The sequence below is a fragment of the Mesobacillus foraminis genome (genome assembly GCF_004340465.1).
In the GTDB taxonomy this organism is placed as follows: Bacteria; Bacillota; Bacilli; order Bacillales; family Cytobacillaceae; genus Mesobacillus_B; species Mesobacillus_B foraminis.
The window spans coordinates 13,583-26,064 of record NZ_SLVV01000017.1; the positions used below are offsets into that span (position 1 = coordinate 13,583).

The following is a 12,482-nucleotide window of genomic DNA, read 5'->3' on the forward strand; positions in this document are numbered from 1 at the left end:
GCATCATCGCTGATCTCAACCGTTTCGATTATTGGTTTTTCTATTTCGATCATCAAATATACCCTCCTTCAAAACGTCGAAACCCCGGCAGGCTATCTGCCTATCCGAAAGTCCCCATGTATACGTTCCCGTATGCGCACAACAACTGGACAAATTTTCTGTATTAAATATTTTGTATCATATCCCATTATAGACAGTGATACAAAATCTATACAGAAAAATTAAACACGGCGACGTTTTGGTGGGCGGCAGCCGTTATGAGGTACTGGAGTTACATCTTTGATCGCAGTTACTTCAAGTCCTGCAGCCTGAAGAGCACGGATTGCAGCTTCACGGCCTGCACCAGGTCCTTTAACGGTTACTTCTAAAGTTTTCATACCATGCTCAATGGAGGTTTTAGCAGCAGTTTCAGCAGCCATTTGCGCAGCGAATGGAGTGGATTTACGAGAACCCTTAAATCCAAGCGCACCTGCACTTGACCAAGAAATTGCGTTACCATGAACGTCAGTGATTGTTACGATTGTATTGTTGAAAGTTGAACGAATATGCGCAACTCCTGCCTCAATATTCTTTTTGACGCGGCGTTTACGAGTATTAGTTTTACGAGCCATTTGTAAGTTTACCTCCCTTACCTATTATTTTTTCTTGTTAGCTACAGTCTTACGAGGACCTTTACGGGTACGAGCGTTGTTCTTGGTATTTTGTCCGCGAACAGGCAATCCACGACGGTGACGAAGACCGCGGTAAGAACCGATTTCCATTAAACGCTTGATATTTAGAGAAACTTCACGGCGAAGGTCACCTTCAACCTTTAGTTTGTCAACGATATCACGGATTTTGTTAAGTTCATCTTCGGTAAGATCACGAACACGAGTGTCTTCGGAAATACCAGCTTCAGCAAGAATCTTCTCAGCAGTTGGTCTGCCGATACCAAAAATATACGTTAAAGAAATAACTACACGTTTTTCACGTGGAATATCTACACCAGCAATACGTGCCATTTGGAAGCACCTCCTTCATTATTAGCCTTGTTTTTGTTTATGTTTAGGGTTTTCACAGATCACCATTACTTTGCCGCGTCTGCGTATGACTTTGCACTTTTCGCAGATCGGTTTAACCGATGGTCTCACTTTCATTACTCTAACCTCCTTGATAGTACGGAGCAACAGATTATTTAAAGCGGTAGGTAATTCTTCCGCGAGTCAAATCATATGGAGAAAGCTCAACTGTTACCTTATCTCCTGGGAGAATGCGGATAAAGTGCATCCGAATTTTTCCGGAAACATGAGCCAACACGTTATGACCGTTCTCTAATTCTACCTTAAACATGGCATTGGGCAAAGTTTCAACCACTGTGCCTTCAATTTCAATTACATCATCTTTCGCCATCGAACTTAGTCTCCCTTCTTCACGTCATATGTGTTTTACAAACGGGGCGTTCGTCAACCTTATGATTATATCACATTTGACTGAATCCGTCTGCTTATTAGGCTAACAATTTATGCTAGCTTCGGTTTTGAAAAACAGTGAGCAAACCAATCTCTTCTAGTCATGGTTTTGTCAGAATCTCATAACCGGTTTCAGTAATTGCGATTGTATGCTCGAAGTGAGCACACATTTTCCCATCGACTGTCACCACGGTCCAATTATCGGATAATGTACTTACATATCGTTTTCCTGCATTTACCATAGGTTCGATACACAGAACCATGCCAGGCTTCAATATTGGACCTCGTCCAGGTGGACCAAAATGAGGGATTTGCGGGTCCTCATGTAATTCTTGCCCGATTCCGTGTCCGACATACTCACGCACAACCGAAAAGCCGTTTGTTTCCACATACGTTTGAATAGCATGGGAGATGTTCGTAAGTCGTTCACCCGGCTTAGCTTCTTTCAGTCCTTGGAAAAGAGACTTCTCTGTCACGTCCAAAAGACGCTTTGTGTCTTCACCGATTTCCCCAACAGGATAGGTCCAGGCAGAATCGCCATGATATCCATTGAGCTTCGCACCGATGTCAATACTGATAATGTCGCCTTTATTCAGAACCCCTCCGCCAGGTATCCCGTGAACTAGTTCATTATTTACCGACGCACAGATGCTGCCCTGAAACCCATTATACCCCTTGAAAGAAGCTTCAGCCCCATGCTTCCTGATATACTCTTCAGCAATGAGATCCAATTCTTTCGTAGTGATACCCGGAGCAACATATTTTTTAAGCTCCTGATGAGTTTGCGCCACAATCCGTCCGGCTTCTCTCATAATATCTATTTCACGAGGAGTTTTGCAAATGATCATTAATTCAAGACCCCAAGCAACTCTTCAATTTCAGCAAAAACTACATTTATATCCTGCTGTCCATTGATATTTCGCAAGTAGCCCTTATCTTCATAAAAGTTTAATAGAGGTTTTGTTTGTTTAATATTGACATCAAGTCGATTTTGAACAGTGTTTGCATTATCATCCGCACGCTGGTAAAGCTCTCCGCCGCAACGGTCGCAGACGCCCTCTTTGGCAGGCGGATTAAACACTAGATGATAAGTAGATCCACAGCTCTTACAGATTCTGCGTCCTGTAAGGCGATCCATCAAAATGCTTTGGTCCACGTCAATATTAATGACAAAATCTATTTTTTTATTAAGGTCTGCAAGCATATGTTCAAGGGCATCTGCCTGAGCAACCGTACGCGGAAAACCATCAAGCAAGAAACCTTTCTCGCAATCAGGCTTGCTTAGGCGCTCACGAACAATCCCGATAGTAACTTCATCCGGAACAAGTGCACCTTGATCCATGAAGGACTTAGCTTTTAAACCTAGTTCCGTTCCTTCTTTCATTGCCGCACGGAACATATCTCCTGTTGAGATATGAGGGATGTTGTATTTCGCAACAATTTTTTCGGCTTGAGTACCTTTACCAGCACCCGGCAGCCCCATTAGAACTAAATTCACAAGAATTCCCCCTAGTCTCTAATGAAGGCCTAGGGAACAGCTGTTCCCCAAACCTTATTTTATAAAACCTTTATAATGACGCTTCACCAATTGGGACTCGAGCTGTTTTTGCGTTTCAAGCGCTACACCGACAACGATCAACAGACTTGTGCCTCCAATTTGAACGGTTTGCGGAAGTCCGGCAAACTTAATAAAGAAAACCGGGAGAACAGAAATAGCCGCAAGGAACAAGGCACCAACAAATGTCAGGCGGTACAGGACTCTGGTCATGTACTCCTGAGTGTTTTTGCCTGGCCGGATTCCAGGTACATACCCGCCTTGTTTTTTCAGGTTTTCAGCAACCTTTTCAGGATTAACCTGAATGAACGCATAAAAATAAGCAAATGCGATGATCAGAGCCACATAAATGATCATACCAATTGGCTGTGTATAATCAAAAGTGTTCTGGATCCAGGCCGTTACATCATTTGTACCGAAGAACTGAGCGATCGTCGGAGGTGTAATGATGAACGAAATAGCAAAGATAACAGGGATAACACCTGCCGCATTCACCTTCAGTGGAAGGTGAGTCGACTGGCCTCCAGCAGGATTGTTTCCTGCAGCCATCCTTTTTGCATACTGAATCGGAATCTTACGCACGGCTTCCTGAATGAAAATGACACCAACAATAATGGCAATCACAGCAAGAGCAAGAAGTACAACAGTCAGAATGCGAAGGAAGAGTGCTTCACCTGCATCTTCAAACTGCTGGGCATAAATCTGGTTAACAATCGTAGGCATACCGGCGACAATACCAGCAAAGATAATAATGGAGATGCCATTACCGACCCCTTTAGCAGTAATCTGCTCACCGAGCCACATAAGAAATGCAGTACCTGCAGTAAGCACGGTGGCAATCAATAAATAATTGCCTATACCGCTATCAGTAATCAATAGACCACCAGCCATATTATTAAAGCCGTAAGACATACCTAATGCCTGGATAAATCCAAGTACAATTGTTGAGTAACGTGTAAACTGGGCAAGTTTCCTACGCCCAACTTCACCTTGTTTGGACCATTCCGTAAATTTCGGGACAACATCCATCTGCAAGAGCTGGATAATAATTGAAGCCGTAATGTAAGGCATGATCCCCATGGCGAAGATTGAGAAGTTCTGCAGCGCTCCGCCGCCGAACGTGTTTAGGACACCGAATACACTTAAGTCATCCTGTGCCTTTAATATATCAGAATTCACTCCAGGCACTGGTATAAAAGCGCCTAAGCGAAATACAATCAACATTAAAAGGGTGAAGAGAATTTTATTTCTAATTTCACCCACGCGCATAAAATTGGAGATTGTCTGAAACATTAAATCACCTCAGTTTGACCCCCAGCAGCTTCAATTGCTTCTTTGGCTGCAGAGGAAAACTTATGAGCTTTAACAGACAACTTTTTCTCCAAGTTTCCTTTAGCAAGTACTTTAACACCTGCTAATTCCTTTTTGACAAGGCCTGTTTCAATCAAAAGTTCTGGAGTCACTTCGGTTCCATCTTCAAAACGGTTTAAAGCATCTAGGTTCACTACTGCGTATTCCTTGCGATTAATGTTCGTGAAACCGCGTTTAGGCAGACGTCTCATTAAAGGTGTTTGACCACCTTCGAATCCTGGACGTACACCTCCGCCTGAACGGGCATTTTGACCTTTATGACCTTTTCCAGCTGTTTTACCATTACCGGAACCGATACCACGGCCTTTACGCTTACGCTCCTGACGAGAACCTTCTGCAGGCTTTAATTCGTGAAGTTTCATGTTGGCACCTCCTTATTCTATAGAAAAATAGATTACTTTTCGTTTACCTTTACAAGATGAGACACTTTGTTGATCATGCCGCGGATAGCTGCATTATCTTCGTGTTCCACTGTGTGGTTAACCTTTTTAAGGCCAAGGGCTTTAACTGTTTCACGCTGGTCTTGCGGACGGCCGATCAAGCTGCGTGTGAGGGTAACTTCCAACTTAGTTGCCATTTTGATTTCCCTCCTTATCCTAACAGTTCTTCTACTGATTTACCGCGTAATTTCGCAACGTCTTCAGCACGCTTTAGTTGTTTAAGTCCATCAACAGTAGCACGAACCATGTTGATTGGAGTGTTAGTGCCAAGAGATTTAGACAGGATGTCAGAAACACCGGCTAATTCAAGTACCGCACGGACTGGTCCACCTGCGATAACTCCTGTACCTTCTGAAGCAGGCTTAAGCAGGATTTCACCAGCACCAAAGTGTCCGATAACTTGGTGAGGAATCGTTGTACCAACCATTGGTACGTGAACCAAGTTTTTCTTCGCATCTTCAATTGCTTTACGGATAGCATCAGGTACTTCTTGTGCTTTCCCAGTACCGAAACCTACATAACCGTTCTTATCACCAACTACTACAAGTGCAGTGAAACGGAAACGACGTCCACCTTTAACGACTTTAGCAACACGGTTAACGGTTACTACGCGTTCTTCTAGTTCAAGTTTGTTTGGATCAATGCGACGCATCTAATTGTGTCCCTCCTTTTTCTATTAAAATTGTAAGCCGTTTTCACGAGCAGCATCTGCAAGGGCCTTAATACGGCCGTGATACAAATATCCGCCACGGTCAAAAACAACTTCGCTATGACCTTTTTCTACAGCACGCTTTGCAACTAATTCTCCGACCTTTTGCGCAGCTTCAAGGTTGCTTGTAGATTCAAGATTGATTTCTTTATCTAAAGTGGAAGCACTCGCTAGAGTAACTCCATTCACATCGTCAATAAGTTGAGCATAAATGTGTTTGTTTGAACGGAACACATTTAAACGAGGACGAGCTTCAGTACCGCTGACTTTCGCACGGACACGAGCGTGTCTTTTGCGGCGAGTAGCGTTTTTATCAGCCTTCGTAATCATTTACGTCACTCCTTTCGTTAGCTTTAAGCGGCATTACTTACCAGTTTTACCTTCTTTACGGCGTACAAATTCGCCTTCGTAACGAATACCTTTACCTTTATAAGGCTCTGGTGGGCGTACTCCGCGGATGTTGGCAGCAAGCGCTCCTACACGCTCTTTGTCAGCTCCCTTTACAATCACTTTTGTGTTTGAAGGAACTTCGATTTCAAGGCCTTCTTCTGCCTCGATTTCAACTGGATGAGAATATCCAACACTCAACACAAGTTTCTTACCTTGCTTAGCGGCACGGTATCCGACACCGATAAGATCAAGGGATCGTTCAAACCCTTTTGATACACCTTCCACCATGTTGGAAAGAACTGCGCGAGTTGTTCCGTGCAATGCGCGGTGTTCTTTAACATCAGATGGACGTGTGATTGTGATAACATTCTCTTCAATGCTAATTTGGATGTCCTGATTAAAAGAACGAGAAAGTTCGCCTTTTGGACCTTTTACTGTTACGTGATTGTTTTCGTTCGTAACTGTAACCCCTGCAGGGATTTCGATTGGTTTTTTACCTACGCGAGACATTTATTGCACCTCCATTCATTAAGGAAATCTATTACCAGACGTATGCTAATACTTCTCCGCCCACTTGCTTAGCGCGAGCTTCTTTATCAGTTAATACGCCGTTTGATGTAGAAACAAGAGCGATACCTAGTCCGTTAAGTACACGTGGTACTTCAGTTGACTTAGCATAAACGCGAAGTCCAGGCTTGCTAATGCGCTTAAGACCTGTAATTACACGCTCATTGTTAGCACCGTACTTTAAGAAGATACGGATAATGCCTTGTTTGTTATCTTCGATATATTCAACGTCACGTACGAAGCCTTCACGCTTTAGAATTTCAGCGATTTCTTTTTTCATGTTAGAAGCAGGTACTTCTAATTTTTCGTGACGAACCATATTCGCATTACGAATACGAGTAAGCAAATCTGCAATCGGATCTGTCATGACCATTGTTTTTACCTCCTTCCCAAACCTTGTGTTTTACCAGCTAGCTTTTTTCACACCAGGAATTTGTCCTTTGTATGCTAATTCACGGAAACAAATACGGCAAAGCTTGAATTTACGGTATACAGAGTGCGGACGTCCGCAGCGCTCACAGCGTGTGTACTCTTGTACCTTGAATTTAGGCGTGCGTTTTTGTTTCGCAATCATTGATTTCTTAGCCACGTTTTCGCCTCCCTCTATTTAGAGATTACTTTTGAAATGGCATTCCGAATGATGTTAATAGTTCACGAGCTTCTTCATCAGTGTTAGCAGTCGTTACAATAACAATATCCATGCCACGTACTTTGCTCACTTTATCGTAATCAATTTCAGGGAAGATTAATTGTTCTTTTACACCCAACGTGTAATTTCCGCGGCCGTCAAACGACTTTTTGGAAATACCGCGGAAGTCGCGGACACGTGGAAGAGAAACTGAAATTAATTTGTCGAGGAATTCATACATACGCTCGCCACGAAGTGTAACCTTCGCACCGATTGGCATACCTTCACGAAGACGGAAGCCTGCGATGGATTTTTTCGCACGTGTGATGACTGGCTTTTGACCAGAGATCTGTGCCAATTCCTCAACTGCATTATCCAATGCCTTTGCATTTGCAACTGCATCGCCTACACCCATATTGATTACGATCTTTTCAAGCTTTGGTACTTCCATTACGGATTTATAGTTAAACTTGCTCACTAGAGCAGGAGAAATTTCTTTGTTGAACTTTTCTTTTAGGCGGTTCATTTATGAGTACCTCCCTTCATCTATAGACTATTTATCAAGAACTTCACCGGATTTTTTCGCTACGCGTACCTTCTTGCCGTTTTCCTCAGTATATCCAACTCGGGTTGGTTTGCCGGATTTCGGATCGATAGGCATAACATTTGATACATGAATAGGTGCCTCTTGGCTGATGATTCCGCCTTGCGGATTCAATTGAGATGGCTTAGCGTGTTTTTTCACGATATTAACGCCTTCTACTAGGACACGGCTTTGCTTTGGATAAGCTGCAAGAATATTGCCTGTTTTACCTTTGTCCTTACCAGAGATGACCATTACTTTGTCACCTTTTTTGACATGCATCTGCTGCACCTCCTTAAAGCCATTTAAATTTGAATTACAATACTTCTGGAGCTAATGAAACGATTTTCATGAAGTTGTTTTCACGAAGTTCACGTGCAACTGGTCCGAAGATACGAGTTCCGCGTGGGCTCTTATCGTCACGGATGATCACACATGCGTTTTCATCAAACTTGATGTATGTGCCGTCTGTACGGCGTGCACCGCTCTTAGTACGAACGATAACAGCTTTAACTACATCACCTTTTTTAACAACGCCACCTGGTGTTGCTTGTTTCACTGTACAAACGATGACGTCACCGATATTCGCAGTTTTGCGACCAGAACCGCCAAGGACTTTAATAGTAAGTACTTCACGTGCACCTGAATTATCAGCTACTTTTAAACGAGTTTCCTGTTGGATCATGTGAGTAACCTCCCTTCGGAATAAACCTTATACCGAACGATTTAGATAATAACTGCTTTTTCAACTACATCAACAAGGCGGAAGCGTTTAGTTGCAGATAGCGGACGAGTTTCCATGATGCGGACTACGTCTCCTACCTTCGCTGTGTTTTGCTCATCATGAGCCTTAAACTTTTTAGAGTACTTTACGCGCTTGCCATATAGAGGATGTTTTTTATAAGTTTCTACTAGAACAGTGACTGTTTTGTCCATCTTGTCAGAAACAACGCGTCCTGTATAAATCTTGCGCTGGTTGCGTTCACTCATTGTGAGGTACCTCCTCTCTGGTTATCGATTGTTAACGCCGATCTCTCTTTCACGAATCACAGTTTTCATACGGGCAATCGCCTTCCGTACTTCACGGATGCGAGCTGTATTTTCAAGTTGTCCAGTCGCTAGTTGAAAGCGTAAGTTAAAAAGTTCTTCTTTTAAAGATTTCACTTTTTGTTCAATTTCGGCAGTGGTAAGGTCACGAATTTCATTAGCTTTCATTGGATTCACCACCAATTTCTTCTCGTTTTACAAACTTGCACTTAACAGGAAGTTTGTGTGCTGCAAGGCGTAATGCTTCACGAGCGATTTCTTCAGAAACACCTGCGATTTCGAACATTACTTTCCCTGGTTTTACAACTGCTACCCAGCCTTCAGGTGATCCTTTACCGGAACCCATCCGCACTTCAAGAGGCTTTGCAGTATATGGCTTGTGTGGGAAGATTTTAATCCAAACTTTACCGCCACGTTTCATGTAACGTGTCATCGCAATACGAGCTGCTTCGATTTGGCGGTTTGTGATCCAGGAGGCTTCCGTAGCTTGAAGGCCGAACTCACCGAATGCTACTTCTGTGCCGCCTTTTGCGCGTCCGCGCATTTTTCCGCGATGTTCGCGGCGATATTTAACGCGTTTTGGCAATAACATAATTATTTGCCTCCTTCCTCAGTTTTCTTCTTCGTAGGAAGGACCTCTCCCTTATAAATCCATACTTTTACGCCAAGCTTGCCGTAAGTTGTATCTGCTTCAGCAGTAGCATAGTCGATATCGGCGCGAAGAGTATGAAGGGGAACTGTTCCTTCGCTGTAATGTTCAGAACGAGCGATGTCTGCACCGCCCAGACGGCCGGATACCATTGTTTTGATTCCCTTAGCACCAGCACGCATTGCGCGTTGGATTACTTGCTTTTGGGCACGACGGAAAGATACACGGTTTTCTAATTGACGAGCAATATTTTCCGCTACCAATTTCGCATCGATATCAGCTTTTTTAATTTCAAGAATGTTTATATGAACGCGTTTGCCAGTAAGCTGGTTAAGTGCTTTACGAAGTGCTTCGACTTCTGTACCGCCTTTACCGATCACCATACCTGGTTTCGCAGTGTGTACTGTTACATTCAAGCGGTTAGCCGCACGCTCAATCTCAATCTTAGAAAGAGAAGCATCGCGTAAGCGCTTAGTGATGTACTCACGGACCTTAAGGTCTTCGTGTAAAAGATCAGCATAGTCTTTGCCTGCGTACCACTTGGACTCCCAATCACGGATGACACCGATACGCAAACCGACTGGATTTACTTTTTGACCCACTGATTATCCCTCCTTCTTCTCTGATAAAACGATTGTAATGTGGCTTGTGCGCTTGTTGATTGCACTTGCACGGCCCTGTGCGCGCGGACGGAAGCGTTTCAATGTCGGTCCCTCGTTAGCGTAGGCTTGTGCTACCACCAGATTGTTTACATCCATCTCGTAGTTGTGCTCTGCGTTAGCAAGTGCAGACTTCAATAATTTTTCAATGACTGGAGAAGCAGCTTTCGGGGTGAGTTTTAAAATCGCCACCGCTTCACCAACTTGCTTTCCTCGAATTAAATCTAGTACTAAACGAGCTTTACGAGGAGCAATACGAACTGTTTTAAGAACAGCTTTAGCTTGCATCAAAATGCCCTCCTCTCATTAACGTCTTGTTTTCTTGTCATCATTACCATGGCCTTTGTAGGCGCGTGTTGGAGCAAATTCCCCAAGCTTGTGGCCTACCATGTCTTCTGTCACATAAACAGGCACATGTTTACGACCATCATAAACAGCGATTGTATGGCCGATGAATTGTGGGAAGATCGTAGAACGGCGAGACCAAGTTTTTACCACTTGCTTGCCTTCAGTTTCATTTAACTTTTCGATCTTATTGATCAAATGCTCATCAACAAAAGGTCCTTTTTTCAAGCTGCGACCCATGATTGAACCTCCCTTCGTGATTGTCCTACGGTTCTTTTGAACCGTAGCTCAATCCCGTTATTTTTTACGACGACGTACGATAAACTTGTCGGATTTGTTTTTCTTCTTGCGTGTTTTGAATCCAAGTGTTGGCTTGCCCCATGGAGTCATTGGAGACTTACGTCCGATTGGAGCACGACCTTCACCACCACCATGTGGGTGATCGTTAGGGTTCATGACAGATCCACGAACAGTCGGGCGCTTGCCTAACCAGCGAGAACGACCTGCTTTACCAATGTTAATAAGTTCATGCTGTTCATTACCTACTTGACCAACAGTCGCGCGGCACTCAGAAAGGATCATGCGGACTTCACCAGAATTCAACCGGATCAATACGTATTTACCTTCTTTACCAAGAACCTGTGCACTTGTACCAGCGGAACGGACCAATTGTCCACCCTTGCCAGGCTTAAGTTCGATGTTGTGAATTACTGTACCGACAGGGATATTGATTAATGGAAGGGCATTACCCACTTTAATGTCAGCTGTTGGGCCAGACATAACTTCCATACCCACTACCAGGTTTTTTGGAGCTAGGATGTAACGTTTTTCACCGTCTACATAATTAATTAATGCAATGTTTGCTGAACGGTTTGGATCATACTCAATTGTGGCAACGCGTCCTGGAATGCCATCTTTGTTACGCTTAAAGTCGATGACACGGTATTGACGCTTATGGCCGCCACCTTGATGACGAACAGTTAACTTACCTTGGTTATTACGGCCGCCTTTTTTGTGCAAAGGAGCAAGCAAGGATTTCTCCGGCTTGTCAGTTGTAATTTCAGCGAAATCAGACGCTGTCATGTTACGACGACCATTGGAGGTAGGTTTGTACTTTTTAATCGCCATTTCTTTTCCCTCCTCTTCTATTTAAATGAATTAAACTTCAAAAAGTTCGATTTCTTTGCTGTCTTGAGTCAACGTAATAACAGCTTTACGGCGTTTGTTTGTATATCCACCGAACTTGCCCATACGCTTGAACTTGCCTTTATAGTTCATGATGTTAACGTTCTTTACTTTAACACCAAAGATTTCTTGTACAGCATCTTTAACTTGTGTCTTGTTCGCTCTGACGTCAACTTCAAAAGTGTACTTTTTGTCAGCCATCAACTCAGAAGAACGTTCTGTAATTACGGGGCGCTTAATGATATCGCGTGCATCCATTATGCAAGCACCTCCTCTACTTTTTCAACGGCTGCTTTAGTCATGATCAACTTGTCATGATTTAAAACATCCAGTACGTTGATCCCTTCAGCGGAAACAACTGTGATTCCAGGAATATTACGCGCAGAAAGAGCTACATTTTCTTCAACACCAGCAGTTACGAACAATGCTTTTGTATCAATAGAAAGTCCCTTTAGTACGTTTTTGAATTCCTTAGTCTTTGGCGCTTCAAAAGCAAGGCTCTCAAGCACTAGAATATTTTCTGCTACTACCTTTGAAGAAAGCGCAGATTTGATAGCCAGACGGCGTACTTTCTTAGGTAACTTGTAGCTGTAGCTGCGTGGAACTGGTCCGAATACTGTACCGCCCCCGCGCCATTGTGGTGAACGGATAGAACCTTGACGTGCGCGTCCAGTACCTTTTTGGCGCCATGGCTTGCGGCCACCGCCTGCTACTTCAGAACGAATTTTAGTTTTGTGAGTTCCTTGACGCAAGGAAGCTCTTTGCATAACAACCGCTTCGAACATTACATGGTTGTTTGGTTCGATACCAAATACAGAATCATTAAGTTCAACTTCCCCAACTTGTGATCCAGCTTGGTTAAATAATGCTACTTTAGGCATTCCTTTTCCTCCTTTCTCTAGGCGT

General features: G+C 43.5%; 26 protein-coding genes. All 26 read right to left on the reverse strand.

Annotation, left to right across the window (positions count from 1 at the left end):
- Positions 1-221 precede the first annotated feature (221 nt).
- Complete coding sequence (gene rpsK / locus EV146_RS24275; protein WP_121610283.1) at positions 222-611, reverse strand: 30S ribosomal protein S11; 390 nt, start codon at positions 609-611, stop codon at positions 222-224.
- A 24-nt stretch (positions 612-635) separates the two neighbouring features.
- Positions 636-1,001 (reverse strand): 30S ribosomal protein S13, encoded by a 366-nt coding sequence (gene rpsM / locus EV146_RS24280; RefSeq protein WP_121610284.1) that lies wholly within the window; start codon positions 999-1,001, stop codon positions 636-638.
- Positions 1,002-1,022: 21 nt separating this feature from the next.
- Positions 1,023-1,136 carry a 50S ribosomal protein L36 gene (gene rpmJ / locus EV146_RS24285; RefSeq protein WP_000868344.1) on the reverse strand — a complete coding sequence of 38 codons (114 nt, stop codon included), beginning with the start codon at positions 1,134-1,136 and terminating at the stop codon, positions 1,023-1,025.
- A gap of 34 nt (positions 1,137-1,170) precedes the next feature.
- Positions 1,171-1,389, reverse strand: coding sequence for a translation initiation factor IF-1 (gene infA, locus EV146_RS24290; RefSeq protein ID WP_121610285.1), 219 nt, complete (start codon positions 1,387-1,389; stop codon positions 1,171-1,173).
- Between the two features lie 160 nt (positions 1,390-1,549).
- Complete coding sequence (map, locus tag EV146_RS24295) at positions 1,550-2,296, reverse strand: type I methionyl aminopeptidase (RefSeq protein WP_132011315.1); 747 nt, start codon at positions 2,294-2,296, stop codon at positions 1,550-1,552.
- On the reverse strand, positions 2,296-2,946 hold the full coding sequence (locus EV146_RS24300) for an adenylate kinase (RefSeq protein ID WP_132011316.1): 651 nt from the start codon (positions 2,944-2,946) through the stop codon (positions 2,296-2,298). Before EV146_RS24300 ends, map begins: the two co-directional genes overlap by 1 nt.
- 54 nt (positions 2,947-3,000) lie before the next feature.
- On the reverse strand, positions 3,001-4,296 hold the full coding sequence (secY, locus tag EV146_RS24305) for a preprotein translocase subunit SecY (RefSeq protein WP_132011317.1): 1,296 nt from the start codon (positions 4,294-4,296) through the stop codon (positions 3,001-3,003).
- Positions 4,296-4,736, reverse strand: coding sequence for a 50S ribosomal protein L15 (gene rplO, locus EV146_RS24310; RefSeq protein ID WP_121610289.1), 441 nt, complete (start codon positions 4,734-4,736; stop codon positions 4,296-4,298). The genes secY and rplO overlap by 1 nt, the downstream gene beginning before the upstream one ends.
- A 32-nt stretch (positions 4,737-4,768) precedes the next feature.
- Positions 4,769-4,951 (reverse strand): 50S ribosomal protein L30, encoded by a 183-nt coding sequence (gene rpmD, locus EV146_RS24315; RefSeq protein WP_121610290.1) that lies wholly within the window; start codon positions 4,949-4,951, stop codon positions 4,769-4,771.
- Positions 4,952-4,965: 14 nt separating this feature from the next.
- On the reverse strand, positions 4,966-5,466 hold the full coding sequence (gene rpsE, locus EV146_RS24320) for a 30S ribosomal protein S5 (RefSeq protein WP_121610291.1): 501 nt from the start codon (positions 5,464-5,466) through the stop codon (positions 4,966-4,968).
- A gap of 24 nt (positions 5,467-5,490) precedes the next feature.
- On the reverse strand, positions 5,491-5,853 hold the full coding sequence (gene rplR, locus EV146_RS24325; protein ID WP_121610292.1) for a 50S ribosomal protein L18: 363 nt from the start codon (positions 5,851-5,853) through the stop codon (positions 5,491-5,493).
- 33 nt (positions 5,854-5,886) lie between these two features.
- The gene (gene rplF, locus EV146_RS24330; RefSeq protein WP_121610293.1) at positions 5,887-6,423 is read right to left on the reverse strand and encodes a 50S ribosomal protein L6; all 537 of its coding nucleotides are present in this window, start codon (positions 6,421-6,423) and stop codon (positions 5,887-5,889) included.
- 31 nt (positions 6,424-6,454) lie between these two features.
- On the reverse strand, positions 6,455-6,853 hold the full coding sequence (gene rpsH / locus EV146_RS24335) for a 30S ribosomal protein S8 (protein WP_121610294.1): 399 nt from the start codon (positions 6,851-6,853) through the stop codon (positions 6,455-6,457).
- A gap of 30 nt (positions 6,854-6,883) precedes the next feature.
- Positions 6,884-7,069 carry a 30S ribosomal protein S14 gene (rpsN, locus tag EV146_RS24340; protein ID WP_001085700.1) on the reverse strand — a complete coding sequence of 62 codons (186 nt, stop codon included), beginning with the start codon at positions 7,067-7,069 and terminating at the stop codon, positions 6,884-6,886.
- Positions 7,070-7,094: 25 nt separating this feature from the next.
- Complete coding sequence (rplE, locus tag EV146_RS24345; protein ID WP_121610295.1) at positions 7,095-7,634, reverse strand: 50S ribosomal protein L5; 540 nt, start codon at positions 7,632-7,634, stop codon at positions 7,095-7,097.
- Between the two features lie 27 nt (positions 7,635-7,661).
- A complete protein-coding gene (rplX, locus tag EV146_RS24350) occupies positions 7,662-7,973 on the reverse strand; it encodes a 50S ribosomal protein L24 (RefSeq protein WP_121610296.1) in 312 nt (103 codons plus the stop codon).
- A gap of 34 nt (positions 7,974-8,007) precedes the next feature.
- Entirely contained in the window at positions 8,008-8,376 is a 369-nt protein-coding gene (gene rplN, locus EV146_RS24355; protein ID WP_121610297.1) for a 50S ribosomal protein L14, read from the reverse strand.
- Between the two features lie 41 nt (positions 8,377-8,417).
- The gene (gene rpsQ / locus EV146_RS24360) at positions 8,418-8,681 is read right to left on the reverse strand and encodes a 30S ribosomal protein S17 (RefSeq protein ID WP_121610298.1); all 264 of its coding nucleotides are present in this window, start codon (positions 8,679-8,681) and stop codon (positions 8,418-8,420) included.
- Positions 8,682-8,702: 21 nt separating this feature from the next.
- Positions 8,703-8,906, reverse strand: a complete 204-nt coding sequence (rpmC, locus tag EV146_RS24365; protein WP_003351417.1) for a 50S ribosomal protein L29 — start codon at positions 8,904-8,906, stop codon at positions 8,703-8,705.
- Positions 8,896-9,330: a 50S ribosomal protein L16 gene (gene rplP / locus EV146_RS24370; protein WP_121610299.1), complete on the reverse strand. Its 435-nt coding sequence runs from the start codon at positions 9,328-9,330 to the stop codon at positions 8,896-8,898. The genes rpmC and rplP overlap by 11 nt, the downstream gene beginning before the upstream one ends.
- A gap of 2 nt (positions 9,331-9,332) precedes the next feature.
- Positions 9,333-9,989 (reverse strand): 30S ribosomal protein S3, encoded by a 657-nt coding sequence (gene rpsC, locus EV146_RS24375; RefSeq protein ID WP_121610300.1) that lies wholly within the window; start codon positions 9,987-9,989, stop codon positions 9,333-9,335.
- A gap of 3 nt (positions 9,990-9,992) precedes the next feature.
- On the reverse strand, positions 9,993-10,334 hold the full coding sequence (gene rplV / locus EV146_RS24380) for a 50S ribosomal protein L22 (RefSeq protein ID WP_121610301.1): 342 nt from the start codon (positions 10,332-10,334) through the stop codon (positions 9,993-9,995).
- A gap of 18 nt (positions 10,335-10,352) precedes the next feature.
- Positions 10,353-10,631, reverse strand: a complete 279-nt coding sequence (rpsS, locus tag EV146_RS24385) for a 30S ribosomal protein S19 (protein WP_121610302.1) — start codon at positions 10,629-10,631, stop codon at positions 10,353-10,355.
- Between the two features lie 57 nt (positions 10,632-10,688).
- Positions 10,689-11,519, reverse strand: coding sequence for a 50S ribosomal protein L2 (gene rplB / locus EV146_RS24390; protein WP_121610303.1), 831 nt, complete (start codon positions 11,517-11,519; stop codon positions 10,689-10,691).
- A gap of 30 nt (positions 11,520-11,549) precedes the next feature.
- Positions 11,550-11,834, reverse strand: a complete 285-nt coding sequence (gene rplW / locus EV146_RS24395; RefSeq protein ID WP_046524768.1) for a 50S ribosomal protein L23 — start codon at positions 11,832-11,834, stop codon at positions 11,550-11,552.
- Entirely contained in the window at positions 11,834-12,457 is a 624-nt protein-coding gene (gene rplD / locus EV146_RS24400; RefSeq protein WP_121610304.1) for a 50S ribosomal protein L4, read from the reverse strand. Before rplD ends, rplW begins: the two co-directional genes overlap by 1 nt.
- Positions 12,458-12,482 lie beyond the last annotated feature (25 nt).